The following is a 25,737-nucleotide window of genomic DNA, read 5'->3' as shown; positions in this document are numbered from 1 at the left end:
AACCTAAAATAAAAACCCATGAGCGATCGATTGCATACCCTGAGCGGGTACCTCTACGAATATCAAAAAAGTGTGAGCCAGCCTGAGGAATTTTGGGCAAGAATTGCCGATTCATTTTTCTGGAGAAAACGCTGGAACAAAACGCTGGAATGGAACTTCGAAAAGCCAGACGTGAAATGGTTTGCAGGAGGAAAGTTGAACATCACTGAGAATATTTTCGAGAGACAACTTTTTACCCATGCAGATCAGGCTGCCATCATTTGGGAGCCCAATGATCCCAATGAAGAAACACGGACCCTAACTTATCGGGAATTATATGAAGAAGTGAATCGATTTGCCAATGCCCTCAAATCCAAGGGTATCCAAAAGGGAGATCGGGTCATTATCTACATGCCCATGGTGCCCGAGGCAGCAGTAGCTATGCTGGCCTGCGCCCGAATTGGTGCCATTCATTCCGTTGTTTTTGCAGGATTTAGTGCTTCAGCATTGGCAGACCGAATCATCGACTGCAAGGCGAAGGCTGTTTTGACTTCTGATGGCAATTTCCGAGGAGCGAAGAAAATTCCTGTGAAAGCCGTCGTTGACGAAGCCTTGGAAAAAGCCTCCGTCGAAAGTGTCATTGTGTATCAGCGTACCAATCAAGAGGTGACCATGAAAGAAGGTCGAGACTTCTGGTGGCATGAGGTGGTAGCAAACGAATCTACTGAAAACAAAGCCGAAGAGATGGATTCTGAGGACATGCTATTTATCCTTTACACTTCCGGATCGACAGGTAAGCCTAAAGGAGTGGTCCATACGACAGGTGGATACATGGTTTATACCAAATATTCATTCGAGAATGTGTTCCAATACTCCCCCGGTGATGTTTATTGGTGTACAGCTGACATTGGCTGGATTACAGGGCATTCCTACATCGTCTACGGTCCACTTCTAGCTGGTGCTACGACACTGATGTTTGAAGGGGTTCCGACATTCCCAGACGCAGGACGCTTCTGGCAAGTGGTAGAGAAGCATCAAGTGAATCAGTTTTACACTGCCCCGACTGCAATTCGCGCTTTACAGGCCTACGGAACTGAGCCCATTGAAGGCAATGATCTTAGCTCGCTCAAGGTACTTGGGTCGGTCGGTGAGCCCATCAATGAAGAAGCTTGGCACTGGTATCACACCCATATCGGAAAAGGAAAGTGCCCGATCGTAGACACTTGGTGGCAAACGGAGACAGGAGGAATCATGGTATCTCCACTGGCTGGAATTACCCCAACTAAACCCGCCTATGCCACACTTCCACTACCAGGAATCCAACTCACCATCGTAGATGCCGATGGGAAAGAACTCACCGGAAATGGAGTAGAAGGAAATCTTTGCATCAAATTCCCTTGGCCTTCGATGATTCGTACGACATACGGAGACCATGAGCGATGCAAGCAAACTTACTTCTCTACCTACAAAGGAATGTACTTCACCGGAGACGGCGTAAAACGAGATCATGATGGATATTACAGAATTTTAGGCCGTGTGGATGACGTCATTAATGTCTCCGGACATCGAATGGGTACGGCCGAAGTAGAAAACGCCATCAACGAGCACCCACTTGTCATCGAATCAGCAGTGGTCGGGTATCCGCATGAAGTCAAAGGTCAGGGAATCTACGCCTACGTCATCTGCGATATGAAAAACAGAACCGCGGAAAATTTGGTGGCAGAGATCAAGGATACAGTCTCCAAAATAATCGGTCCGATCGCCAAACCGGATAAAATTCAAATCGTGCCTGGGCTACCCAAAACCCGATCGGGTAAAATCATGCGCAGAATTCTTCGAAAAGTAGCAGAAGGTGTCACCGAAAATATGGGAGATACCAGTACTTTGCTTGATCCGGAAGTAGTCAATCAGATTATTGAAGGAAGGAAATAACAGTAGGTTAAAGAAATTAATTTAATAGCCGGAAATCTACTCCAGCTTAATCTTCTTTACCAATGGGGCTGGATGTCCGATGACAGATGACGGATGTTTGCTTATTTTGATCATTTAAGCAGAATTCTCAGTCGGTTATTGTTCGATTTGGAAAAACTATGAATTAGATAAAAGTCTGACTTCTTGATTCTTATATCTAGTGTCTAATAAATGAGTAATGTCATCATCAATCGGGTAGCCGAATTTCTCAGAAAGCATCCTCCTTTTTCATTTTTGGAAGAGGGGGACTTGCTATCCATAGCCCAATCGGTTGAGATCAGCTACCTATCTAAAGATGAGTGGTTATTTCATCAGGGAGAAGCTGCAAGACCCCATTTTTTCATCCTCAAAGAGGGCCAAATCATGCTTCAAGAAGCTGGTGAAATCCGAGAATACTGTGATGTAGGCGATGTGTTTGGAATATTGGCTTTGCTGGGAAAAAGACCCTACGTGCTTGATGCCCTTGCGGGAGAGAATTGCCTTATCTATGCGATACCGGTAGCTATTTTTGAAAAGCTTTTGGAGAAAAACCCGAAGGTTTCGCTCTATTTTGCTGCTGGCTTTGCTGCGGGACAGGTGGTATTCAAAGCGGATTTGGAAAAGGGGCAGGAGGCCCGAATGGAATTTAGCCGCAAGTCTGAGGACCATTCCTTGTTGATTTTTTCAGGGCAGAGCGCCTTCCGTATTTCCAAAAATGTCCTGACTTGCCAGCCCGAACACACCATCCGAGAAGCAGCTCAGCTCATGGATGAGCGTCAAGTCAGTAGTATTATTATCTGCAATGAGCAAGGATATCCGCTTGGAATCATCACTGATAAGGATTTACGAAGTAAAGTGCTTTCAAAAGGCATTTCTCCTGATAAATCCTGTTCGGAGATCATGTCTAGCCCGGTGATTACCAGAAAACCAGATACGGCTTTTGCTGATCTATACCTCAGCATGATCAAAAACCGCCTTCACCACCTCATACTGACTGAGGATGGCACATCGGAGAGTCCCGTGTCTGGAATTCTTTCCGATCATGATATTTTACTTTCCATGGGCAACTCCCCCGCAGTGCTGATCCATGCTCTCAACAATGCCAGCACCATTGAAGAAATGGCCCAAATCCGAGATCGTGCGGAAACTATGCTCCGCTACTATCTGGAAAATGAGGTAGCCATGGATTTTGTGGCAGGCGTGATGACGGAAATAAATGATGTCATCATTCAGCAAGCCATTGCTTTTGGCAAAAAATACTTGAGCAAAGACTATCCTGAAATGGAAGAAGTGCCATTTGCTTTTCTCTCATTAGGCTCAGAAGGAAGGGAAGAACAGTTGCTTCGCACCGATCAGGATAATGCCATACTTTATGGAAATGTAGAAGCTGATCTTAAAGAAAAAACACAAGAATACTTTCAGCAACTGGGAAGCTATGTGGTAGAGGCCATGCTTAGTTGTGGATTTAGCGCATGCCCGGCAAATATCATGGCTTCCAATGCGGATTTGGTTTTATCCCTTTCGAAATGGAAAGCTAAATTTTCCGAATGGGTTCTTCACCCAAGCCCGGAAGCCTTGCTGAGATCATCCATTTTCTTTGATTTTCGAGTGATAGCAGGTAGTCTGGCTCTCGGAGATGAGTTGAGTTTTCATGTCTTTGAGGAAATTAAGAAAAAGCCGGTCTTTTTAAATTTCTTAGCAAAAAATACCCTTCAAAACCCTCCACCATTGGGTTTCTTCCGAAACTTTCTGGTCGAAAAATCAGGTGAGCATCGGGACCAATTTGACATCAAAGCCCGAGCAATGATGCCGCTTACCGATTTGGCGAGGCTTCTTGTGTTGTATCATGGCGTATCGGGTATTAACAATACCTTCAAACGATTCGAAAAACTCGCTGAGATAGAACCCAACTATCGGGAGCTTTTTACCCAAGCAGCCAAAGCCTATGAAATTCTGATGCGCATGCGGGCCATTGAAGGTCTTCAAAATGGCAATAGTGGACGCTATATTGCTCCCGAAAAATTGGGGAAAATACAACGTCAGCTTCTCAAAAACACCTTTGGCCCTATCGGAGAGCTTCAGGATATTATCCAGGTCAGATTCCAACTTGACTTCTTCCGCTCATGAGCTGGTGGCCATTTCGACCGGAGGAAAAAAAAGAGTCATTTGTGGAAGAGTATTTGGCTCTTTTTAAAACGCCAATACCTTCCATCCGAAAAATCAATCAGCTGGAATTCATCGTATTAGATACTGAGACCACAGGCCTGGATGTCAAAAAAGATCATATCATTTCCTTTGGTGCGGTAAAAATCAAACAGGGAAAAATCCGGGTTGATTCAGCGATTGAACTTTATCCTGAGTCTTCAAAAAGTCTCGCGAATACCGCGAAAATTCACGGATTGATCAATCGGGAAAACCTGCTCAGTCCAATGATTTTCAGCCAAAAACTGCTGAGCTATCTGGGCTCAGGAATAATCGTTGGGCATCATGTGAATTTTGATCTGGAAATGCTTCAAAAAATATCCTCACCTTTTGGTTTGAAGAGTTTTCCCAATCCACATTTGGATACCTTAGACCTTGCTGTCCGACTGGAGTACGGACCACATATCAATTGGAATGAAATACCGATGCGGGAATTCGGGCTAGACCAACTTTGTGAGCGATATCAAATTCAAACTGAAGACCGACACACAGCTGCTGGTGATGCTTTTTTGACAGCCCAGCTTTTAATCAAAATACTCAAGTCGGCCGAGACAAAAGGAATAGATAGCTTTGGAAAGCTTTTTCGCTAATTACTTCCAGACGATATCAACTTTCCCTTCGATCAGCATGTGAATCAGCAATTCATCGACTAAAGGATAAAATCCACCGGGTGCTAGACTCAAATCCTCCAAGCGAAGATCTGCAATGGGAGTTTCTAGTTTTAGTTGCCCCTGAAAAGAGTCTAAAGTGCCCTGCAATAATTCATCAATCGGAAACCTTGCCTGTCTTTCTATCCTTCGGATAATCTTCCCCTTTTTGAAAGCTACCGCCCACTTTACTTTGGTACTTTCTGTGACCACTTTGAAGTTGATATCTTGTAGCTCTAACTGCTGTTCCACTTGATCAAAAGAGGGTTTACCTACCACGTAGATCTCTCCTTCCAACTGTTCCCCATCTGATCGGATAGCCAAAAAGTCTGCTCGAACCATAAGCAACTCACCAAAAGGACCGGTCTGCAGATTTGATAGCTGCATGGTGGTTTTTTTATCCACTCGGATAGGCGAACTGCCTAAGAAATTGCCCAGTTCCTGATCGAGAAATTCATATCCTATTCCAATAGGAACTCGCGCTGAAATAAGGTTTTTCTCCTCTCTTCGCTGAGTCAGATTCGGAAGAGGAAAAGCTCTCGAAGGCTTTGCCTCCACTGGGTGGCTCTGGATTTTTCCCTTCAAACCTAAGAACAAATCCAGCGCATTATTCCCAGAAAACTGCTCATCAAAACCTACTTCTTGAGGCTGAATCGAGAATGCTAGGTTTTGGTTTTGCCAACTCACCTCAAAAGGCTTTCCTACCTGCTGCCAAAGAATATCAATCCAGGGTTTCAATTGAACCAATTCCTGCTCAGGGCCTAGATTCATCGCTGCCCATCGCCGGATTTGACGCTCAAGCGTGCCAGTCAAGTCCAGTTCTATGCCCAAAACTTCCAGAGTCAAATCTCCACCAAGCTCAACCAATTCAAAATCGTGGACCGATAAAGACCAATTAGGGTTGACCTCAGGATTGATTCGAATCAGAGGCACAAAATTTTCGTCCAAAGGAACCCTTCTCCTGATAAGGCTCCCAAGTCCTCCTTGCTTCAAGCCGACTTCCCCCTGTATTTGCAAAGGAATTCTCAATTCTAAATGCTCCTTGCTTAAGGTCTTCCAGGTTACCTTTCCAGCCCGTCTAATCTGCAGATTCCCCTCCAAACCATTTCCCAGATCTAAATCATCTTCTTCTACCAAGATTTGTGGAATCTGTGAATTGATCAAATGGTCGAAAGACGCCGCCGGCATTTGTGCAGGTAGGGATACTTCCGATAGGGCCTCCGGTACAATCGGAGAAGCTCCTGGACTTGATATATCCAAACTTTTGCAGGAAAAGAAGAAAAATAAGGAACTTATTAGAAGCAGACTGTATTTTTGCAAATATGTTGCGTTTTTAATTCGCATGAAGGTTAGTAAATTTTCAATTGAGATTCAGGTCAAAATTAGGAGAATAACGTATGAATTGGCAAAAACTTACCGATCCCGGACAAATTGATATAATCAAGCAGCAGAGTAAAGACATGCCAGTCTTGATTTTCAAGCATAGTACGCGATGCTCTATTAGCAGTATGTCACTCGACAGACTAGCACGCAATTGGAAGAAAGAAGATGAGCAGCGTCTTATACCCTATTTTTTAGATCTGATTGCTTTCCGATCGCTATCCGATCAAGTTGCCATGGACTTTGGAGTTCCTCATCAATCTCCCCAGGCCATTCTCATAAAGGATGGGAAAGTCGTATTTGAGGACAGCCATTTTGGGATTTCATACAATAGTATCATGGCTAAAATTTAAAGAAAACCATACCCATATTTTGCCTTTTATCCCCAAGATATTCCATTCTTATTTTTTCTTCAGATTAGTTTAAACCCTAGGCTTTTTCATTGAGTCAAAGTAGTTGAACTTTGCTCATTATGAAAAAAATTATACCTCTCATTTTATTGGTTGTCAGCTTTTTATCTAGCAACTCTATTTTTGCCCAGCGAAGCCAAACTCAGCCCGAGCGAAAACTGACCGGGATCGTCATTGACGGTACGATCAATCAGCCCATGGTTGGGGCTAATGTCCAAATAAAAACACTGGCCGACTCCCTGCTTCGGGGAGCAGTAACAGACGGACAAGGAAAATTTGAAATTGTACGGCCTGATATCCCTCAGGTGAAAATCGAAATCACCTTCATAGGCTATGAAAAGATATCCAAAGTCCACAATCTGCGAGATGCAAGCGATTTAGGAAGGCTTGTATTGATGGAGGACACCAAAGAATTGGGAGAAGTATTGATCGAAGGACAGGTACCCGTTGGGGAGCAAAGGGGCGATACGACTTCTTTCAATGCGAATGCATTCAAAACCATGGAGAATGCCCAAGCAGAAGATTTGATTCGTAAAATGCCCGGGATCACGATGCAGGGAGGTCAACTCCAAGCGCAGGGCGAAGCAGTTCAAAAGGTGCTTGTCGATGGTCGAGAGTTCTTTGGTTCGGATCCAAGTATTGCCTTACGAAACCTACCTGCAGATGCTATTGAGCGAGTCGAAGTACTTGATCAGCGCTCAGACCAGAGCCGTTTGACAGGTTTTGACGATGGCAACTACTCCAAGACTATCAATATCATTTTGAGAGAGGATCGTAAAAACGGTCAGTTTGGAAGGGTTTATGGCGGATATGGAACAGATGAGCGATATTCTGGCGGGGGTAGCTTAAACTTTTTCAACGGAGATCGGCGATTCTCCATTCTAGGCCTGACCAATAACATAAATCAGCAGAATTTCTCCTCACAGGATCTGGCCGGCTTGAGTGCTAACTCCGGTGGCGGCGGACGTGGTGGACGCGGAGGTGGCCGATGGGGCGGCGGGGGAAATAATAACTTCTTCGTGGGCAATGACATCGGTATCATTGCTACCAATGCATTGGGTTTAAATTACAGCGATAAATGGGGTAAAAAGGTAAACTTCACAGGTTCTTACTTCTTCAACAACACGAACAATACACTCCGTCAAATCACAAATGAAGAACGGATTATAAACGAAAGCACGAGTCAGTTTTATCAAGAAAGCCTTATCAACAACGTCGAAAACTTCAATCACCGGGCAAACGCCAGAATTGAAGCCGACCTGAATGATAAAAACAGCATCATCATCACGCCAAGCTTTTCAATTCAAAACAACCGGACCTTCAGCGACCGCGATGCCTTGACACTAGGCAATGAGGGAGATTCTCTTTCCGCTCTTCGCTCAGTCTCGGAAGCGGAGACTAAAGCTTTCAATATTTCAAATAATATTACCTATCGCTATAAATTTGACAAACCCCGAAGAACACTTTCTACGGACATTTCAACTACTTGGAGTAATCGGGATCAACTTTCTGACTTAGAAGCTGCAAGCAGGGATTTTCAACGAAATCAGTTAGACACGACCATTCAAGAGACAGTCGCATTGAATGATGGTTTCAACTATCGGGTGAATCTGACCTTTACTGAGCCATTGGGAGAAAAAGGCATGGGAACCTTTGGCTACCAAGTTTCCAACAACAAAACCCTTGCTGATCAAAAAACACGAGTTTTCAACGAAGAAAACCTCCCCGTTTTGGATACGGCATTGAGTAATGAGTTTGATAATAAATTTATCACACAGCGCCTGAGAAGTGGCTATGCTTACAACAATAATGGTTATAGCATCAACTTAAACTTAGATTATCAGTTCGCTAGATTGGACAATGAGGCCTTTTTTCCCGAACCAGGCGTTTTCCGTCGGGATTTCAACAATATCCTACCAAGTGCCAATATCAATTACAGAAATCGAGAATCAGGGTTTAGCTGGAGAATTCGCTATCGAACAGATACCGATGAACCAAGTGTGAATCAATTGCAAAACGTGATTAACAATCAAAACCCGCTCAATCTCAGTGTGGGAAATCCCAATCTTGGGCAGAGCTATAATCACAATATTTTCGCCAATATAGCAAAGGTGAATCTGGAGAAATCAAAGACTTTCTTCACCTTCATCAATTACTCAGCTACCAGTAACTTTATCGGAAACAGCACCTTTGTTGCTGCCCAAGATACACTGATCAATGGTGAGGTATTGCTGAGACCCGGTGGTCAGATTTCCCAGCCGGTCAATTTGGATGGTAATTGGAGATTGCGAGCCTTTGCCACTTATGGAATGCCCATTCCTAAACTGAAACTCCAATTCAATATCAATACACGAATCGGTTTCAACCGAACTCCAGGTATGATCAACGGGGAGAAAAACCTGAATGATAATATCGACCTAAGTCAAGGAATCACGATCAGTTCCAATATCAGTAAGAATGTCGACTTCTCGGTCAGCACTACCGGTACCTATACGATTGTAAACTCTAGCTTGCAGGCCAATCTGGATCAGAACTTCTACGTGCAAGAGTCTAATATTCGCTTGTATTACTCGCCAAACAACGGAAAGCTATTTGTAGGAAATACAGTGAATAACATGCTATACAGCGGACTTTCAGAAGGTTTTGATCAGTCAGTGTGGCTTTGGAATATAGAGGGAGGCTTCCGCTTTGCCAAGAATAACAAAGCAGAATTGAAGGTGGTGATCTTTGATCTCTTAAATCAGAACAACAGCATCAGCCGAACCGTGTCAGATGTAGCCATTACAGATGTATTTACCAATGTATTGACCCGATACGGAATGCTGACCTTTACCTATATCATCGGCAACTTCAAGGAGCCTGAGCCAGATGATAGCCCTTGGAGAAGAGCCCGGCCAAGCGGAGGTAGAACTTGGTAAACACACCACAAAAAAATCCCGACTCTCATCAGAAAGTCGGGATTTTTTATGAATTGGTAAATTGATTATGGTTGAACAGCTCCTTTGATTCTCAAATTATTTGCATCCAAAAACATAATCTTTTGGGTCGTTTCGATGGAATAGTGATCGATCTTTTGGGTTCGTTGATTCATATAAATCTCCCCAAGAATGGTGGAGGTATAGAAAATATTTTCCTTAGAAATCTTAAATGTCAACCAAATAGGTCGATCATCAATTATTCGAACTTTTATTTCCTTGACAGGGCTTTTTTCTCCAGGCAAAAGCCTATGGACCAATACATCTCCCTTTACCTCTGTAGAAAATGCAGAAACCATAGAAGGCTTGTTGATATCAGCTCTGAAAAAAGCATCTAGTTCCTCCTTCCATTCTTCTTGGCTTAGTGTCACTTCCGTGGATTCCTCCTTGCCATTGATCCGAGTGATTTTACGGACGGTCTCATTTCCCAATTTGGAAATCTCAGCCTCCACAAAACCGGCTACATCATAGTAAGGTAGAACCTCCAGCTCGCCGGGCTTAGCAATTCCAGGAGCATTTTCACAGGAATTCAAAAGGGTCAGAACAAACCCAAAAACAACAAATAGGCTAATTCTCATTAGTTGATCAGGATATTTCCGGTCATTTCCTCAGGGACTGCCACACCCATCAATTTCAAGATGCTAGGTGCCAAGTCTCCCAATTTGCCATCGGCAAGTTCAAATCGATCATGCTTATCGACTACAATGAAGGGTACCAAATTAGTCGTATGGGCTGTATTTGGTGTGCCATCCTCATTGATCATCATATCCGAGTTTCCATGATCTGCAATCACTATGATCGTGTAGTCATTTTCCAAGGCAGTTTCGATCACGCTTTTTGCGCACTCATCTACTGCTTCACAAGCTTTCACAGCCGCATCAAAATCTCCGGTGTGTCCCACCATATCTGCATTGGCAAAATTGAGGCAGATGAAATTGGCTGATTTTCGCTTCAATTCCGGATTGATTTTCGAAGCAATCTCATAGGCACTCATCTCTGGCTTGAGATCATAAGTAGCCACCTTGGGTGAAGGGCAGAGAATTCGGCTTTCACCTTCAAATTCCTTTTCTCTTCCTCCAGAAAAGAAAAATGTGACGTGAGGATATTTCTCAGTCTCTGCGATTCTAATCTGTTTTTTTCCTGCTCGCTCCAGGACCTCTCCTAAAGTGTTGCTAAGATTGTCTTTTTCAAAAAGCACTTTGATACCCTGAAAAGTATCATCGTAATTGGTGAAAGTGATATAGTCTAAATCCAGCTTTTTCATATTGAAATCCTCAAAGTCTCGCTGCGTGAGTACCTGAGTGATTTCTCTTCCTCTATCAGTACGGAAATTGAAACAAACCACCACATCACCATCTGCCATGATACCAAGCGGTTTATTATCTGCACCGACATGGATGATGGGTCGAATGAATTCATCCGTCACTCCATTATCGTAGGACTTTTGGATGGCCACTAGAATATTCTTGGACTTCTCTCCCTCACCATTTACCAGAGCATCATAGGCTAGCTTGACACGCTCCCAGCGATTGTCTCGATCCATCGCATAGTATCTCCCTACCACAGATGCGATTTTCCCGGTTGATTTTTGAAGGTGATTTTCCAAGTCCTGAAGGTATTTGACTCCACCTTTAGGATCTGTATCCCGTCCATCGGTAAAAGCGTGAATAAATACATCTTCCAGCTCATGATGCTTAGCTGCATCACAGAGTCCTTTCAAGTGGTCAATATGGGCATGGACTCCTCCATCGGATACCAGACCCATAAAGTGTACCTTTTTCTTATTCTTTTTGGCACTTTCAAATGCTTCCGTCAAAATCGGATGATCTTTCAATTCTCCATTTTTGACTGCCTGATTGATTTTTACCAAATCTTGATAGACTACTCGACCGGCACCAATATTCATATGTCCCACCTCGGAGTTACCCATTTGTCCTTCGGGCAATCCCACAGCCAAGCCAGAAGCATCCAGTTTGGCATGGGGATAATTTTGATACAGACTATCTACAAAAGGCGTTTTCGCTTTGTCTATGGCAGATACGGCCGGGTTGGTAGCTATGCCCCATCCATCCAGGATCATTAAAAGTACATTCTTTTCCATAGGGGCAAATATATTATTTTTCTCACCATTGTGAGGGGCAGTTCCCATTCCGATTCAGATTCATCTTTTCAAAAAGCAGGAAAGCTACTTCCTAATACTTTTTTGGCTTAGTATTTGTCTAATTGATTCCCAAATGAATGCCCTCCCGTTTATATTAAGTTTATTCTTGATTTTCATGCCCTTGATGGACAAGGAAGAACTCAATGAATCTATCGATCCAGTGATTTTGGCTATTGATTCTGGGAGCAGCAGTGAACTAGCTCGCTATTTCGAAAATAGTATTTCCCTGAATATCAATGGGCAACAAGGGGATTTCTCCAAAAACCAAGCAGAACAGGTCATCAGAGATTTTTTCAAAAAAAACCCTCCCTTGAGGTTTCAGCTAGTTTACAGAAGTGAAACTAATCCCAAATTGAGTTCCTACATCGGTGAATATCAAAGTGGTCAGGCAAGCTATCGAGTCTTTATAAAAATCAACCAACTCGATACAGATTTGAAAATTTACAGCCTTGGCTTTGTAAAAGCTTAAGGTAATTTTTCCAAAAACAGCGACTAAACCTTTCAATATGCCTATTTTTGTGGCATGAAGCCTGCCTATCTATCTGATTCAGCCTTAGATCAATTTATACAATCTGCCTTTGCCGAGGACATTGGTCCAGGAGACTATTCTTCACTCTCTGCCTTTCCATCGGATAGACAAGGCAGAGCAAGATTGCTCATCAAAGGCGATGGCATCTTGGCTGGAGTTGAGTTGGCTGAGCGAATTTTCAAAGCTTTTGATCCTCGATTGGAGGTAAAAGTCTTCAAAAAAGACGGAGAGGCTGTTTCTTTCGGTGAAATTGGCTTAGAAGTCTCAGGTCCGGCGGCTTCCATTCTTTCTTCTGAAAGACTAGTCCTCAACTGCATGCAACGAATGAGTGGGATTGCCACCAAGACTCACCATCTTACCCAAAAAATCCTTCATACCAAAGCTCGGCTGATGGATACCCGGAAGACAACTCCCAATTTCCGATTGATGGAAAAGTGGGCTGTTCACATCGGAGGAGGGGTAAATCACCGCTTTGCCCTATACGATATGGTTATGCTGAAGGATAATCATGTGGACTTCGCTGGAGGAATCCGACAAGCAATCACTAATACCAAAAACTACCTCAAAGCTAATTCGCTCAATCTAAAAATCGAGGTAGAAACCAGAAATCTTCAAGAGGTCGCTGAGGTACTGGAAGTAGGAGGCGTAGACTATATCATGTTGGATAATATGGACTACGATACCATGCAAGAGGCAGTTGATTTAGTAGATGGAAAAATGAGTATTGAAGCTTCTGGAGGAATTACAGAAGAAACCCTGGCAGCTGTGGCTGAATGCGGAGTTGATTTTATTTCCATGGGTGCTTTGACTCACTCAGTGAACAGCATGGATATTAGCTTAAAAGCTTTTTAAAAAAGGTTAAAAATCACCATCTAAATTTTTTTGGCCTTTAATCTGCTTTTGTATTGGAAAAGCAATACCACTATGAAAGGCTTCACCTATACCCTAGCATTTATCTGGCTTATCGCCTGCAGCCCCAAATCTTTTCCGGATAGTAATTGGGAAGGGAAGAAGTGGGTACTTATCGAGCTGAACGGAAACCCTGTTCAGGTATCAGGTACAGACAAAGATGCCCACATTCAGTTTGATGCCGAGTCAAAGCAAATCAGCGGGAATGGTGGATGTAATCGGATTTTTGGGCCTTACGAAATTGAAAAGAATGAGCAGCTGCAATTTGGCAATTTAGGTTCGACCATGATGGCCTGTCCGGATAGCAGATTTGAAAATGCCTTCTTAGAAGCGATTCGAGCGGTTCGAAGTTACGCTTACGAAGAGGGTCAGCTCATTTTGAAAAATGGTGCTGGTACAGAAATCATCCGGCTTCAATAATCAGAGCCAGCGCTTGAGTCGAAAGGCTATGAGCATTCCAAACGCAGCAATTCCCATTCCTCCCAAAACGTAAAAATATCCATTACGGGAGCTCAGTTCGGGCATGTATTCGAAATTCATTCCATAGACACCTGCAACAAAACTAAGAGGAATGAAAATCGTCGAAATGATCGTTAAGACCTTCATTACATTATTCATCCGGTTCGAAAGACTATTCATATACAGGTCCAACACACCGGATGACATATCCCGAAATACTTCCATAGTCTCAATGACTTGAATGGTATTTTCATATAAATCCCGAATGAAAGGCCGGACTTCTGGAGAAATTTTATGCTCGGCATATTTGTCAAAAGCACCAATCACCTCCCGAAGTGGATAGACAGAACGCCGCAAGTCCATCATTTCCCTTCGCTGAAGATAGAGGGCATTCAGCGTTTCCTTTCCAGGCTCCAGCATGGCTTGAGATTCCAGATTTTCGATTCGCTCACCGATATTTTCCATGACAGAGAAATAATTGTCAATCACTGCATCAAGCAAAGCATAGAGCAAGTAATCAGTACCTCTATGACGAATAGGCCTTTTTTGGTCTAGAAGGCGGTCTCTGACAAACTGAAATACATCCCCTGCTTTTTCCTGAAAGGTGATCAGAATATTTTTCTCCATCAAAAAACTGACTTGCTCTTCCGTGATGGGAGACTCAGGCGAATTGCACTGAATCATCTTTAGCGTAGCAAAAATGTACTCGTCAAAAACCTCCATTTTGGGACGTTGCTCTACGCTAAGTATGTCCTCCAATGTCAATTTATGGATACCAAAGAGCTTTCCGATTTGCTCTAGCAAAGCGATATCATGCAAGCCAACCACATCAATCCAGATTACTTTTTTTTGCAAATTGAGGTGATCTTGAAGCTGCGAAAGTTCGATTCGTTCTTCTAAAAATTCTGACTCATCATAGGTGATCAGATTGATAAAAACCTCTTCCTGCTTTTTCTCTCCTCCATATACCAAGGATGCAGGAGGAAGCCCCACTTTATGAGAGCGCTTTTTTCTCTTTTTAGTTTTAAAAAGATTTTGAAATTGCTTCAAGGTGGACTGAGTACGAGGCATAGGCTATGGGTTCTTTTCACCTAGAAATTCGATATTTCTTTTGAGTCCTACAAATTTGGTACGCTTCACAGCAGACTTTTTAAAAACTTTCCGGAAAGTTTCTTCTGTCATTTCTACCCAGTCCTTTTTTGTGAAATCTTTTAAATCCGGATGAAGATCAAAGGCGGGCTCTTGATGTGGACGCGAAAAGCGATTCCATGGGCATACGTCTTGGCAGATATCACAACCAAAAGCCCAGTTTTCCATTTTATCTCTGAACTCGTTTGGGATGGAATCCTTCAACTCAATCGTCAGGTAGGAAATACAACGCGAACCATCCACCACTCCGGGCTGTACGATTGCATCAGTAGGACAGGCATCGATGCAGGCTGTGCAAGTGCCGCAATAATCTTTGGCTATTGGAGAATCAGGCTCTACTTCTAGATCGATGATCAATTCCGCCAAAAAGAAAAAACTTCCCATCTCCCGATTGAGCAGCAGACTGTTTTTACCTATCCAACCCAACCCGGCCTTTTGTGCCCATTGTCGCTCCATCACAGGTGCCGAATCCACAAAAGCCCGCCCTTCGATCTCACCGATTTCTTCCCGGAGAGCCTCCAAAAAAGTCTTCAACTTATCCTTGATGACAAAGTGATAATCCTCGCCATAGGCATATTTTGCGAGCTTGATATCCTCGGCTTTTTCAGGAAGTTTTTTCTCGGGAAAGTAATTGTAAATCAGGGAGACGACAGTTTTTGCGCCCGGAACGAGTTTGCGAGGGTCCAGTCGTTTGTCGAAGTGATTTGCTAAATAAGCCATTTGGCCCTGATAGTTGCGATTCAGCCAATCCTCCAATCGAGGCGCTTCTTCTTCTAAAAATTCTGCCTTAGCGATTCCACAAAAATCGAAGCCCAATCGCTTGGCAGTCGATTTGATGGTTTGGGCTTTTTTTTCTAATGAGGTCATGCAGACCCCAATTTAGGACTTTATTCCTCTCGCCTCAAATCCGGTCTATCCTGATACCACTGATCTTCAAAAGTCTCCTCGATCTGAACCGGTGCAACCAACACAGACCATACCATCCAGATGACCAAGAAAGGTCCCGCCATAAATAGCAACCATACCAATGGGAGGGCTACATTCAATTGAATCAGCGTCACGAAGATGATCAGAGCTCCCGTCACAAAACCTACCGCAAATTCATAATTCTTCATCTTTTTCGTGTTTTTAGTGGATAATGAAAACTCCATTCCCTTTCAGATTGTTATCCAGACGTGTAACTTATGATTTGATTAGCTCGATTTTTAGCAAGGCCTGTCTTGCTTCTTGAGTCTAGCATCTAAAAATCTGACTATGAAAGGCTTTCGCTTTACTCAATATATCCCACCCCAAGATCCAGAGAAAAATACCTTTGAGAATCTGCTCAATATTTTCCTTCAACTCGTCACGATGACCGGAGGAGATGTGGCAGAGGCACTCAACTGGCTTTCTAATCTGGACAAACGATACAATCTCACCAATCCCAATTATGGGATAGGGGACTTCATCGAAGACCTCAAAACCAAAGGGTACCTCACTGAAGAAAATCAAAAAGGGGAGTTCAAAATCACTGGAAAAGCTGAGCAAACGATCCGAAAATCAGCTTTGGAGGAAATTTTTGGCAAACTAAAACGAGGAAAATCAGGACAGCACAAAACCACCCACTCTGGTCCTGGTGATGAGCGGGGTACTGACCGTAGGGCTTATGAATTTGGCGATAATCTAGATCAAATCGCACTGACCGATTCGCTTCGGAATGCACAGGCAAATCACGGATTTTCAGGAGATTACTTGCTGACCGAAGATGATTTGGAAGTCGTAGAGCAGGAATATCGTTCCCAAACTTCCACAGTACTCATGATTGATATTTCCCACTCCATGATTCTATACGGGGAGGATCGCATCACCCCTGCAAAGAAAGTGGCAATGGCCTTGGCTGAATTGATTAAAACTCGCTATCCAAAGGATACCTTGGATGTGATTGTATTTGGAAATGATTCCTGGCAGATCGAAATCAAAGATTTACCATATCTACAAGTAGGGCCCTATCACACCAATACTGTGGCAGGACTAGAACTGGCGATGGATTTACTTCGAAGAAGAAAAAATCCGAACAAGCAGATTTTCATGATTACCGACGGGAAACCTACCTGCCTCAAAGTCGGAATTAAGTATTATAAAAATGCCTTCGGAATTGACAGCAAAATATTAAATGAGACCCTCAAACTCGCTGCTCAATGTCGAAAGCTGAAGATACCGGTGACGACCTTTATGATCGCCTCGGACCCCTATCTGAAAGAATTTGTGAAAGAATTTACACAAGTCAATAATGGAAATGCCTATTACAGTTCGTTGAAAGGACTGGGCGATTTGATTTTTGAAGACTATAGAAGAAACCGAACCAAACGCTTTTAAACAAACGCATGGACTACCAAAAACTTACCGGAAAAGAACTAACCCAAATCCGAACTTTAGGCCAATTGAAGGCTGCCGGATATCAACCCAAATCTATTAAAGAAGAACTTCGAGACAATCTAATCGCTAAAATCAAGCAAAAAGAAAATGTCTTTGAAGGAATCTGGGGATATGAGGATACAGTTATTCCTGATATCGAACGCGCTATTTTGTCGCGGCACAACATCAACCTCCTTGGTCTTCGTGGTCAAGCAAAAACCCGAATCGCCAGGATGATGACCCTCCTTCTAGACGAATACGTACCACTTGTGTACGGTTCCGAATTAAACGATGATCCTTTGGCCCCTTTGACCTCCTACGCCAGAAATCTAATCGAAGAGCGGGGAGATGATACACCTATTACTTGGTGGCACAGAAATGATCGCTACACAGAAAAATTAGCAACTCCCGATGTGTCTGTAGCTGATTTGATTGGGGATGTGGACCCTATCAAAGCCGCTACTATGAAACTCAGCTACAATGATGAGCGAGTTATCCACTATGGCCTGGTTCCAAGATCACATCGCTCCATCTTCGTAATCAATGAATTGCCGGATTTGCAGGCGAGAATCCAAGTGGCTCTGTTCAATATTTTACAGGAAGGGGATATTCAGATTCGAGGCTTCAAATTGCGATTACCACTGGATATTCAATTTGTATTCACAGCGAATCCTGAAGATTACACCAACCGTGGAAGTATCGTGACTCCTCTAAAAGACCGGATCGAGAGTCAGATCATCACCCACTATCCGAAGTCCATCGAAATAGGTAAAAAGATCACTGCACAGGAGGCCAACCTGAAAGGTAAGCCTGTGGATAACATTTATATTCCGGAACTGATGAAAGACTTGATCGAGCAGATTGCGGTCGAAGCAAGAGGTTCAGAATATGTAGACGAAAAATCAGGAGTCTCAGCCCGATTGACGATTTCTGCTTATGAAAACTTGATTTCAGCAGCAGAAAGGAGGCTTTACCTGAATGGGGAAGAAAATACAACCGTACGAATTGCGGACTTGATTGGCGTGATTCCAGCCATTACCGGGAAGGTAGAATTAGTCTACGAGGGAGAACAAGAAGGCGCAGGTTTGGTTGCGTACAATTTAATTGGAAAAGCGATACGTTCTCAGTTTATCAACTATTTCCCGTCGCCTGAGTCGAAAAAGAAATCAAAAGAAGGTGACCCTTATGTGATTCCTTTGGCTTGGTTTGGAGAGGGGAATGAATTGGACATTCTTGCTTCCCAATCAGATAAAGAATACAAGCAAGCACTCCATGAGGTCCCCGGCCTTGAAGAAGTAGTGACCGGATTAGTCAAGAATTTACCGGAGAAAGAGAAGGAATTCTTCATGGAATTTGCCCTTCATGGCTTGGCTGAATACTCTCAGCTTAGTAAAAATTTACTAGACACCGGCTTACAGTTCAAGGATCTCTTCAGCTCCATGTTCAATATGGGTCCGGGAGAGGATGAGGATTTTGACGAAGATGATTTATAAGAAAGGGGCTTTGGCCCTTTTTTCATTTAAAATCCTCTGACAACAATTTTGTAATAAATTATGTACATATTTGTGTACATAATAATTTTGATATGTTAACGACGACTTTATCTGATTTCAGGAAAGATATCAAAAGATACTTTGATCAAATTTCCCAAAATTTTGAAACATTGATTATAAACCGAGGAAAAGATAGTGGAATTGTGATCATGTCTTTGGCCGAATACAATTCCCTAAAAGCCACTCATCATGAACTTTCCTCTAAAGTAAATGAAGAGCGTCTCGATGCTGCTATTCAAAAGCTAAAATCCGGAAAATCATTCGAGAAACAACTGCTTGAAGAATGAAATTCGTATTCGTTGAGGAATCTTGGGAGGACTATCTCTATTGGCAAAAAACCGACAAAAAGAAACTGAAAAGAATCAACGAGCTGTTAAAAGATATTTCCAGACACCCTTTTGAAGGAATTGGAAAACCAGAACCATTAAAATTCAAATACTCAGGATTTTGGTCAAGAACAATAGACCAAGAACATCGATTAATCTATCAGGTAAAAGATGATGAAATTCTAATTGCCAAGTGTAGAATTCATTACGATTGATTCTAAAAAAAGGCTGAAGAAGACTTAAATTCCTTTTTTGCTTTCCAATATTTCCTCCATACCTTTGCATCAGATCATAAGGGGTGCCCTAAAATCACGGGCTGAGATCATACCCATATTACCTGATCCGGGTAGTGCCGGCGAAGGGAAATGAGCAAGCAAAGTATACACACTGAAGACAGAACTGGTACCAACTGGCTTTTTTGTCGTCCACTTTTGCAAAACGGGTAAACAAATACGGATGACTTCCCCTAAGTCCTCCCATGTTTCATCCAATCACCCGCAAGGGAAAAAGTATCATGAAAAATTTATGGCTAAGTCTGGCGTTTTGCCTGACTTTATCTGCTGCATTTGCACAGCAGCAAATCAAGGGAAAAGTAGTAGATCAATCCTCCAACACTCCACTAATTGGAGCGGCTATTTGGGCTGAAGGAACGGGTAGAGGAGCAGTGACAGACTCCGATGGGAATTTTACTCTAAGCAAGCTCCCTGATGGAAAAATAACCATCCGCGTATCCTACCTAGGCTATGCATCCCTCACGGAGGAAATTACTTTGCCTTATTCCGAGACGCTTCTTTTCAAGTTAGAAAGCAAAGATTTCCTTTCAGAGGAATTCATTGTATCCGCTACTCGAGCATCAGAAACGACTCCAACGACCTTCAAAACAATCGACAAGGCCCAATTGGCCAAGCGAAATCTAGGTCAGGATATTCCGATTCTACTGAATTTCACTCCTTCTGTGGTCTCTCATTCGGATGCTGGGGCTGGAGTAGGTTATACCGGGATTCGTATTCGGGGTTCGGATCAAACACGAATCAATGCTACCATTAATGGAATTCCTCTTAATGACGCAGAATCCCATGGAGTATTCTGGGTCAATATGCCGGATTTTGCTTCTTCTGTAGAAAATGTGCAGATACAGCGTGGTGTAGGAACCTCCACCAACGGTGCGGCCACTTTCGGGGCCAGTCTCAACTTCCAGACCGATACACGAAGAGATGATGCCTATGCCGAAATCGACAATGGATTTGGCTCATTCAATACTTGGAGACATACTGTCAAAGCTGGTACTGGTCTTCTCAACAATCGCTTTGCAGTGGATGCAAGACTCTCTCAAATTACCTCCGATGGCTTTGTGGATCGTGCCTTTTCGGATCTCCGCAGCTGGTTTGTCTCTGGTGGCTACTACGGTGAAAAAAGCGTGATCAAATTGATTGCTTTCTCTGGTAAAGAACAAACCTATCAATCTTGGTGGGGACTTCCAGAGGATAAATTGGAGGATGATCGGACTTGGAACTACTACACATACGACAATGAAACGGACAATTATCAGCAGGATCATTACCAATTAATCTACACCGGACAAGTCGGAAGCAACTGGAAAACAAATTTCGCGCTTCACTACACCTATGGCAGAGGGTACTACGAGCAATTCAGAGAGGATGATGATTTTGCAAGCTACAATCTGCCCAATGTAGAAATCGGTGAAGAAGTAATCAGCAGCACTGATTTCATTAGAAGAAGATGGCTAGACAATGATTTCTACGGTTTTATCGGTTCAGCTAACTATATATCTGACAATGGTAAACTCGACTTTATCTTAGGAGGTGGAGCCAATCGCTACGATGGAGGACATTTTGGTGAGATTATTTGGGCAAGAATTGCAGGGAATACCAATATTCGAGATCGATACTACGATAATAATGCGATCAAAGACGATCGGAATATCTATGCTAAAGCAACCTACGAAATCAAGCCGGGATTGAATATTTTCGGAGACCTTCAAGTCCGGGGAATTGACTATTCTTTCAAAGGGATCAATGATGATTTGAGAATAGTAGATGGCCAGGAGTCTTACACCTTTTTCAATCCAAAATTTGGCTTTTCTTATGAAAAAGGAGAACGAACCTACTACGCGAGCTATGCAGTGGCAAATCGTGAACCCACCCGGTCTGACTTTACCGACAACCCCATCACAGAAGTGCCCCGGCCTGAGCGACTAAACAACATCGAGGCTGGTGTCAGATCCAGAAGTGGAAATTTCACCTACAATGCCAACTTCTACTACATGGGCTATCGGGATCAACTCATCCTGACCGGTCAAATCAATGATGTAGGAGCCTATATCCGTGAAAATGTCGAGTCTTCCTATCGAGCAGGAATCGAGCTAGACGGTGCCTATAAGCTTTCGAAGCAGTGGACTTTGGGAGGAAATATTGCTTTTAGTCAAAATAAAATCGCTGAATTCACAGAATACATCGATGACTATTCCGTAGAGGAGTTTCAGCAAGAGACTTTTACCTACACGGACACCGACATTGCTTTCTCGCCGAATGTGGTCGGATCCGCCATTATCGAATATCAGCCTACTAAAAATCTGTCAGTCAATTGGTTTAGCAAATATGTAGGCCGACAATTCCTTGACAACACCTCGAATGTGGACCGCTCATTGGACGCCTTCTTTACCAACGACCTTCGAATTAGCTATTCGACTCAACCACGGTATTTCAAAGGGTTGGAGATCAACTTGCTCATCAATAATATCTTCAATGAACTCTACGAGCCAAACGGCTATACCTTTAGCTATTTTGTACCTGGAGGAAATGGACGTGAATTGATCACAGAGAACTTCTATTATCCTCAGGCAGGAACAAATTTCTTGCTTGGGTTGAAATTGAAATTCTAAACCTTGTAAAATAAAAGGGTCCTGCATTCTAATTTACAGGACCCTTTTTCAATAGTTATTGATTTTTTAATATGATTTTATGCATTCTCTTTTCCTTCGAATGAAATTACTTCATCACCCAGATAGTGTGGATAAATCTTTAAATGTTGCTTTTTGACTTCTTCGGTCAGGCGTTCTCGGAATAAATCCACGTTTTGTCCAGAACCGGCAGCCATAAATACCGGCTCGATACCGGTTTTCTTCTTATACGCCTCAGCCAATGCCCCAAAATCCTTAAAGTCTGCATCCTGAAGATCCATCTCGGACATTTCCATGATTTTCTCTTCAGAAGGCATGGTTTCAACTAGATCTATTTTGTTGAAAACCAAAAGAATGGGTTTATCACCGGCATTTATTTCCCGAAGTGTTTGATTCACCACTGCAATATGATCTTCGTAGTTTGGATGAGAAATATCTACCACGTGGACCAAAAGATCGGCCTCACGAATCTCATCCAGGGTGGACTTAAATGACTCTATCAAGTGGGTCGGCAGCTTTCGAATAAAACCAACTGTATCTGAGAGAAGAAATGGAATTTGCTCCAACACTACCTTGCGAACAGTAGAATCTACCGTAGCAAAAAGCTTGTTCTCAGCCAAAATATCCGTTTTGGTAATCAGGTTCATCAGCGTACTTTTTCCCACATTGGTATAACCAACCAAAGCCACTCTGACAATCCCCTTTCTTCCTTTTCGCTGAGTCTCACCCTGCTTTTCTATTTGTCTGAGCTTTTGCTTCAGCAGCGTAATCTTATTTCGAATATCCCGCTTATCCGTCTCGATCTCCTTTTCACCCGCACCACCACGAGTCGATGTACCTCCTCGCTGACGCTCCAAGTGTGTCCACATTCGGGTAAGACGGGGAAGCAAATATTGATAGCGAGCTAGCTCAACCTGGGTTTTGGCTTGGGCGGTTTGGGCGCGTTGAAGAAAAATATCCAAAATCAATAAGGAGCGGTCATAGACTTTCACCTTGAGTTCGTTTTCAAGGTTTTTCATCTGTGAAGGACTCAAATCATCATCAAAAATGACCATATCCACTTCAAAATGCGTGATATAGGCCAAAATTTCTTCCAGCTTTCCCTTACCGATAAATGTGCGTATATCGGGTTTTTCCATCCGTTGGGTAAAACGATAAACCGCTTTTACGCCTAAAGTCTCTGCCAAAAACGACAGCTCTTCCAGATGTTCTTCTACTTCAAAGTCCGACTGCTGCTGACGAATCAGCGAAACCAATACAGCAGTCTCCTGCCTAGGCGCGGTATCAAACAGTTTTTGAAGTTTTCTTGAATATTTACTCATAGTATCTTTTCTTCTTGAATAATGTAGACTTCGCGTCAATAGTTCAGCTTTTCTAAAGTCTCAATCGACAGCAAGTCAAGTTTTAACAACAAATGTCGGGATAATTCCACGATATTGATTAGGATACTCGTCTACGGAATACTTATTTTAAAGCGTCAAACTCTTCCCCCATGCCAAATATTATTACCACCAAACTCGACGGTTTGGTCGAGATAAGACCAAAAATCTTTGAGGACCCAAGAGGATACTTCTTTGAATCTTTCCGAAAAGACTGGTTTGATGAAGTGGGAATATCCGTCGATTGGAAACAAGATAATCAATCCTTTTCTCAAAAGGGAACCGTTCGAGGACTTCACTTTCAGAGAGCCCCATACGCACAAGCAAAATTGGTCCGAGTCGTACAAGGAAAAGTGTTGGATGTAGCCGTAGATTTAAGAAAGGGCTCTCCAACTTTTGGACAGTCTCACACGGTCCTTCTGGATGCACAGCTTCACAACTTGCTTTACGTTCCGGTTGGTTTTGCTCATGGGTTTTCTGTTTTAGAGGACGCGATTTTTCTTTACAAATGTTCTGAATATTATCACTTTCCAAGTGAAGGCGGAATTCGATGGAATGACCCGGCTTTGGGAATCGATTGGAAAGTGAGTGAGCCAATTATTTCCGAAAAAGATCAAAAATGGCCAAGTTTGCAGGAATTCAAAGAACAATCTGGAGGAGGATTATAAGAAGTGGGAATACTTGATTTTCTAAAGCGTAAACCGGTAGAGGTAGAGGAACTTGATTTGAGTTGGTTGAGAGCAGATATGCACTCCCATTTGATCCCGGGCATCGATGATGGCTCAAAGACCATGGAGGAATCCCTGACTCTTATCCGTGAGTTGTCAGATCTAGGACTCAGCAAGCTGATCACGACTCCTCACGTCATGTCTGAATACTATCGAAACACCCCAGAAACTATTCAGATGGGTCTGGAAGACCTGCGAAGAGCCGTGAAAAAAGAGGGTTTGGACATTGAGATCGAAGCTGCCGCGGAGTATTACTTGGACGAGATCTTTTTGGAGAAAGTAAAATCCGGAGAAAAATTACTCTCTTTCGGAGACAATTATGTCCTTGTCGAGACAGGATTTATCAATAAGCCCCAAATGCTTCTCGAATCCTTTTTTCAAATGGAAATGGCCGGTTATAAGCCTGTATTTGCCCATCCTGAAAGATATCAATACCTGATCGCTGATAAAAAACTCCAAGAGGAAATCCTCGAGCGCAATATTCTTCTTCAGGTGAATATGCTTTCTTTGACTGGCTTTTATTCTAAGCATGTCAAAGACTTTGCAGAAAGCCTCATCGATACCGGGAATGTTAGGTTTTTAGGCTCAGACTGTCACAATCAGCGATACGTGGATATGCTCAAAACCCTTTCGGCAACCCGATACTACTCCAAGATCAAAGAATCTTCCTGGCTCAACACCCAACTCTAACTCTTCGATGAATATCCTCATTACGGGAATCACGGGACTTTTCGGTAGTTTTTTAGCGGCTGAGTTCTCTTCTCTTGGAAAAATTCATGGCATCAAAAGACCCAATTCTTCAACCAGACTGGTGGACGAACTCGATCTATCTATTCAATGGAAAGAAGCGGACTTAAATGATCAGCAGTCTCTAGAGGAAGCATTAGAAGGGATGGACCTAGTCATCCACGCAGCAGGATTGGTGTCTTTTAATCCAAGAGACTCTGATACTCTGTATCAGACGAATGTCAAAGGAACCCGGAACCTGGTGAATGCCATGATCCAAGTTGGGATTCCTAAGCTGATCCATGTATCCTCCGTGGCAGCAATCGGAAGAAGTTCAGAGATCCATCGCGTAGATGAAAAATTCAAATGGACCGATTCTCCACTGAATACCGAATATGCCTGCTCCAAGTATGAGGCAGAGTTGGAAGTATGGCGGGGAGAGCAGGAAGGACTTCAGGTATTAATTGTAAATCCCTCAATCATCTTAGGCAAGATCTCCCATCAGCGAAGCAGCACTGCGATCTATGACTATGTTTTGGAGCAGAAAAGCTACTATCCCAAGGGAAGCGTCAACTATATCGACGTGCGGGATGCGGCGAAAGTCTCCCGGATCCTTTTTGAAAAACAAAAATGGGGTCAACGCTATATTCTCAGTGCAGGATCTGTTTCCTACCAATCCTTTTTTGAAAAAATGGCCCATACCTTTGGGAAAAAAGCTCCCAGCAAAGCCCTGCCAGATAATTTGCTCAGACTGGCCGTTTGGTATGCAGGGTTCAGCCGATTTTTGAGAATTTCCAAGATTCCACTCAATAAAAAAACAGCAATGCTCTCCCGATTAGAAATCCACTATGACAATCAGAAAGTCAAAGCTGAAACGGGCTATTCTTTCAAAAGCCTTGCTGAATCATTTCAATGGGCCAAGTAAACTTATTCTTGATTCTGTTCGTTGCAAAGTCTGCTA

General features: G+C 43.0%; 23 protein-coding genes and 1 riboswitch. Of the genes, 16 read left to right on the top strand and 7 right to left on the bottom strand.

The window, feature by feature from the left end; genetic code table 11:
• The first annotated feature begins 18 nt into the window (after window positions 1-18).
• The 3 genes from acs to G457_RS0109620 all read left to right on the top strand — a co-directional run bounded on the left by acs (window position 19) and on the right by G457_RS0109620 (window position 4,721).
• Window positions 19-1,911, top strand: coding sequence for an acetate--CoA ligase (acs, locus tag G457_RS0109630; RefSeq protein WP_026946293.1), 1,893 nt, complete (start codon window positions 19-21; stop codon window positions 1,909-1,911).
• A 210-nt stretch (window positions 1,912-2,121) separates the two neighbouring features.
• Entirely contained in the window at window positions 2,122-4,056 is a 1,935-nt protein-coding gene (locus tag G457_RS0109625) for a DUF294 nucleotidyltransferase-like domain-containing protein (protein WP_026946292.1), read from the top strand.
• Complete coding sequence (locus tag G457_RS0109620) at window positions 4,053-4,721, top strand: 3'-5' exonuclease (protein WP_026946291.1); 669 nt, start codon at window positions 4,053-4,055, stop codon at window positions 4,719-4,721. The genes G457_RS0109625 and G457_RS0109620 overlap by 4 nt, the downstream gene beginning before the upstream one ends.
• On the opposite strand, the gene G457_RS0109615 is transcribed toward G457_RS0109620, so the two are convergent.
• Window positions 4,722-6,038, bottom strand: a complete 1,317-nt coding sequence (locus G457_RS0109615) for a DUF4403 family protein (RefSeq protein WP_162142699.1) — start codon at window positions 6,036-6,038, stop codon at window positions 4,722-4,724.
• Window positions 6,039-6,175: 137 nt separating this feature from the next.
• On the opposite strand from G457_RS0109615, the gene ytxJ reads away from it, so the two are divergent.
• Both ytxJ and G457_RS0109605 read left to right on the top strand, forming a co-directional pair.
• Entirely contained in the window at window positions 6,176-6,511 is a 336-nt protein-coding gene (ytxJ, locus tag G457_RS0109610) for a bacillithiol system redox-active protein YtxJ (protein ID WP_026946289.1), read from the top strand.
• Between the two features lie 119 nt (window positions 6,512-6,630).
• Window positions 6,631-9,486, top strand: a complete 2,856-nt coding sequence (locus tag G457_RS0109605) for an outer membrane beta-barrel protein (protein WP_026946288.1) — start codon at window positions 6,631-6,633, stop codon at window positions 9,484-9,486.
• A 65-nt stretch (window positions 9,487-9,551) separates the two neighbouring features.
• Here G457_RS0109605 and G457_RS0109600 read toward each other — a convergent pair whose 3' ends face one another.
• The gene (locus tag G457_RS0109600; protein ID WP_155847126.1) at window positions 9,552-10,121 is read right to left on the bottom strand and encodes a hypothetical protein; all 570 of its coding nucleotides are present in this window, start codon (window positions 10,119-10,121) and stop codon (window positions 9,552-9,554) included.
• Window positions 10,121-11,644 (bottom strand): 2,3-bisphosphoglycerate-independent phosphoglycerate mutase, encoded by a 1,524-nt coding sequence (gpmI, locus tag G457_RS0109595; protein WP_026946286.1) that lies wholly within the window; start codon window positions 11,642-11,644, stop codon window positions 10,121-10,123. The genes G457_RS0109600 and gpmI overlap by 1 nt, the downstream gene beginning before the upstream one ends.
• Before the next feature lie 133 nt (window positions 11,645-11,777).
• Between gpmI and G457_RS0109590 the strand changes: the two genes are divergently transcribed.
• The 3 genes from G457_RS0109590 to G457_RS22240 all read left to right on the top strand — a co-directional run bounded on the left by G457_RS0109590 (window position 11,778) and on the right by G457_RS22240 (window position 13,562).
• The gene (locus G457_RS0109590) at window positions 11,778-12,173 is read left to right on the top strand and encodes a DUF4783 domain-containing protein (RefSeq protein ID WP_026946285.1); all 396 of its coding nucleotides are present in this window, start codon (window positions 11,778-11,780) and stop codon (window positions 12,171-12,173) included.
• 54 nt (window positions 12,174-12,227) lie between these two features.
• The gene (gene nadC, locus G457_RS0109585) at window positions 12,228-13,085 is read left to right on the top strand and encodes a carboxylating nicotinate-nucleotide diphosphorylase (protein ID WP_026946284.1); all 858 of its coding nucleotides are present in this window, start codon (window positions 12,228-12,230) and stop codon (window positions 13,083-13,085) included.
• Between the two features lie 72 nt (window positions 13,086-13,157).
• On the top strand, window positions 13,158-13,562 hold the full coding sequence (locus tag G457_RS22240; protein ID WP_026946283.1) for an META domain-containing protein: 405 nt from the start codon (window positions 13,158-13,160) through the stop codon (window positions 13,560-13,562).
• Here G457_RS22240 and corA read toward each other — a convergent pair whose 3' ends face one another.
• From corA to G457_RS0109565, 3 genes are read right to left on the bottom strand one after another with little or no spacing between them, the layout of a single operon-like run.
• On the bottom strand, window positions 13,563-14,672 hold the full coding sequence (gene corA / locus G457_RS0109575) for a magnesium/cobalt transporter CorA (protein WP_051260777.1): 1,110 nt from the start codon (window positions 14,670-14,672) through the stop codon (window positions 13,563-13,565). It abuts the gene before it with no gap.
• A 3-nt stretch (window positions 14,673-14,675) separates the two neighbouring features.
• Entirely contained in the window at window positions 14,676-15,617 is a 942-nt protein-coding gene (gene queG, locus G457_RS0109570; protein WP_026946281.1) for a tRNA epoxyqueuosine(34) reductase QueG, read from the bottom strand.
• A gap of 20 nt (window positions 15,618-15,637) precedes the next feature.
• The gene (locus G457_RS0109565; RefSeq protein WP_026946280.1) at window positions 15,638-15,865 is read right to left on the bottom strand and encodes a hypothetical protein; all 228 of its coding nucleotides are present in this window, start codon (window positions 15,863-15,865) and stop codon (window positions 15,638-15,640) included.
• A 139-nt stretch (window positions 15,866-16,004) separates the two neighbouring features.
• Between G457_RS0109565 and G457_RS0109560 the strand changes: the two genes are divergently transcribed.
• From G457_RS0109560 to G457_RS0109540, 5 genes are all read left to right on the top strand, one after another.
• Window positions 16,005-17,105, top strand: coding sequence for a vWA domain-containing protein (locus G457_RS0109560; protein ID WP_026946279.1), 1,101 nt, complete (start codon window positions 16,005-16,007; stop codon window positions 17,103-17,105).
• A gap of 8 nt (window positions 17,106-17,113) precedes the next feature.
• Window positions 17,114-18,637 (top strand): P-loop NTPase family protein, encoded by a 1,524-nt coding sequence (locus tag G457_RS0109555; protein ID WP_026946278.1) that lies wholly within the window; start codon window positions 17,114-17,116, stop codon window positions 18,635-18,637.
• A gap of 92 nt (window positions 18,638-18,729) precedes the next feature.
• A complete protein-coding gene (locus G457_RS0109550) occupies window positions 18,730-18,984 on the top strand; it encodes a type II toxin-antitoxin system Phd/YefM family antitoxin (protein ID WP_026946277.1) in 255 nt (84 codons plus the stop codon).
• The gene (locus tag G457_RS0109545) at window positions 18,981-19,238 is read left to right on the top strand and encodes a Txe/YoeB family addiction module toxin (RefSeq protein WP_026946276.1); all 258 of its coding nucleotides are present in this window, start codon (window positions 18,981-18,983) and stop codon (window positions 19,236-19,238) included. Before G457_RS0109550 ends, G457_RS0109545 begins: the two co-directional genes overlap by 4 nt.
• A gap of 69 nt (window positions 19,239-19,307) precedes the next feature.
• Window positions 19,308-19,404: riboswitch (TPP riboswitch) on the top strand.
• A gap of 133 nt (window positions 19,405-19,537) precedes the next feature.
• The gene (locus G457_RS0109540) at window positions 19,538-21,925 is read left to right on the top strand and encodes a TonB-dependent receptor (protein WP_026946275.1); all 2,388 of its coding nucleotides are present in this window, start codon (window positions 19,538-19,540) and stop codon (window positions 21,923-21,925) included.
• A gap of 77 nt (window positions 21,926-22,002) precedes the next feature.
• Here G457_RS0109540 and hflX read toward each other — a convergent pair whose 3' ends face one another.
• Window positions 22,003-23,265 (bottom strand): GTPase HflX, encoded by a 1,263-nt coding sequence (gene hflX / locus G457_RS0109535; RefSeq protein WP_026946274.1) that lies wholly within the window; start codon window positions 23,263-23,265, stop codon window positions 22,003-22,005.
• Window positions 23,266-23,435: 170 nt separating this feature from the next.
• Here hflX and rfbC point away from each other — a divergent pair, with 170 nt between their 5' ends.
• Genes rfbC through G457_RS0109520 form a run of 3 tightly spaced genes read left to right on the top strand, consistent with a single transcriptional unit; the run spans window position 23,436 to window position 25,701 of the window.
• The gene (gene rfbC / locus G457_RS0109530; protein ID WP_026946273.1) at window positions 23,436-23,990 is read left to right on the top strand and encodes a dTDP-4-dehydrorhamnose 3,5-epimerase; all 555 of its coding nucleotides are present in this window, start codon (window positions 23,436-23,438) and stop codon (window positions 23,988-23,990) included.
• 3 nt (window positions 23,991-23,993) lie between these two features.
• Window positions 23,994-24,740, top strand: a complete 747-nt coding sequence (locus G457_RS0109525) for a tyrosine-protein phosphatase (RefSeq protein ID WP_026946272.1) — start codon at window positions 23,994-23,996, stop codon at window positions 24,738-24,740.
• A 7-nt stretch (window positions 24,741-24,747) separates the two neighbouring features.
• On the top strand, window positions 24,748-25,701 hold the full coding sequence (locus G457_RS0109520) for an NAD-dependent epimerase/dehydratase family protein (RefSeq protein ID WP_026946271.1): 954 nt from the start codon (window positions 24,748-24,750) through the stop codon (window positions 25,699-25,701).
• Window positions 25,702-25,737 lie beyond the last annotated feature (36 nt).

The sequence above is a fragment of the Algoriphagus marincola DSM 16067 genome (assembly GCF_000429405.1).
Taxonomy (GTDB): domain Bacteria; phylum Bacteroidota; class Bacteroidia; order Cytophagales; family Cyclobacteriaceae; genus Algoriphagus; species Algoriphagus marincola.
This window is presented reverse-complemented; position numbering and strand designations above follow the sequence as displayed.

Bases quoted from the DNA above. Each gene is read 5' to 3' on its own strand.
- queG (WP_026946281.1), bottom strand. From the start codon at position 15,617: ATGACCTCATTAGAAAAAAAAGCCCAAACCATCAAATCGACTGCCAAG.
- G457_RS0109565 (WP_026946280.1), bottom strand. From the start codon at position 15,865: ATGAAGAATTATGAATTTGCGGTAGGTTTTGTGACGGGAGCTCTGATC.
- hflX (WP_026946274.1), bottom strand. From the start codon at position 23,265: ATGAGTAAATATTCAAGAAAACTTCAAAAACTGTTTGATACCGCGCCT.
- G457_RS0109520 (WP_026946271.1), top strand. From the start codon at position 24,748: ATGAATATCCTCATTACGGGAATCACGGGACTTTTCGGTAGTTTTTTA.
- acs (WP_026946293.1), top strand. From the start codon at position 19: ATGAGCGATCGATTGCATACCCTGAGCGGGTACCTCTACGAATATCAA.
- G457_RS0109625 (WP_026946292.1), top strand. From the start codon at position 2,122: ATGAGTAATGTCATCATCAATCGGGTAGCCGAATTTCTCAGAAAGCAT.
- nadC (WP_026946284.1), top strand. From the start codon at position 12,228: ATGAAGCCTGCCTATCTATCTGATTCAGCCTTAGATCAATTTATACAA.
- G457_RS0109605 (WP_026946288.1), top strand. From the start codon at position 6,631: ATGAAAAAAATTATACCTCTCATTTTATTGGTTGTCAGCTTTTTATCT.
- G457_RS0109600 (WP_155847126.1), bottom strand. From the start codon at position 10,121: ATGAGAATTAGCCTATTTGTTGTTTTTGGGTTTGTTCTGACCCTTTTG.
- G457_RS0109555 (WP_026946278.1), top strand. From the start codon at position 17,114: ATGGACTACCAAAAACTTACCGGAAAAGAACTAACCCAAATCCGAACT.
- G457_RS22240 (WP_026946283.1), top strand. From the start codon at position 13,158: ATGAAAGGCTTCACCTATACCCTAGCATTTATCTGGCTTATCGCCTGC.
- ytxJ (WP_026946289.1), top strand. From the start codon at position 6,176: ATGAATTGGCAAAAACTTACCGATCCCGGACAAATTGATATAATCAAG.
- G457_RS0109620 (WP_026946291.1), top strand. From the start codon at position 4,053: ATGAGCTGGTGGCCATTTCGACCGGAGGAAAAAAAAGAGTCATTTGTG.
- G457_RS0109545 (WP_026946276.1), top strand. From the start codon at position 18,981: ATGAAATTCGTATTCGTTGAGGAATCTTGGGAGGACTATCTCTATTGG.
- rfbC (WP_026946273.1), top strand. From the start codon at position 23,436: ATGCCAAATATTATTACCACCAAACTCGACGGTTTGGTCGAGATAAGA.
- gpmI (WP_026946286.1), bottom strand. From the start codon at position 11,644: ATGGAAAAGAATGTACTTTTAATGATCCTGGATGGATGGGGCATAGCT.
- corA (WP_051260777.1), bottom strand. From the start codon at position 14,672: ATGCCTCGTACTCAGTCCACCTTGAAGCAATTTCAAAATCTTTTTAAA.
- G457_RS0109550 (WP_026946277.1), top strand. From the start codon at position 18,730: ATGTTAACGACGACTTTATCTGATTTCAGGAAAGATATCAAAAGATAC.
- G457_RS0109560 (WP_026946279.1), top strand. From the start codon at position 16,005: ATGAAAGGCTTTCGCTTTACTCAATATATCCCACCCCAAGATCCAGAG.
- G457_RS0109540 (WP_026946275.1), top strand. From the start codon at position 19,538: ATGAAAAATTTATGGCTAAGTCTGGCGTTTTGCCTGACTTTATCTGCT.
- G457_RS0109590 (WP_026946285.1), top strand. From the start codon at position 11,778: ATGAATGCCCTCCCGTTTATATTAAGTTTATTCTTGATTTTCATGCCC.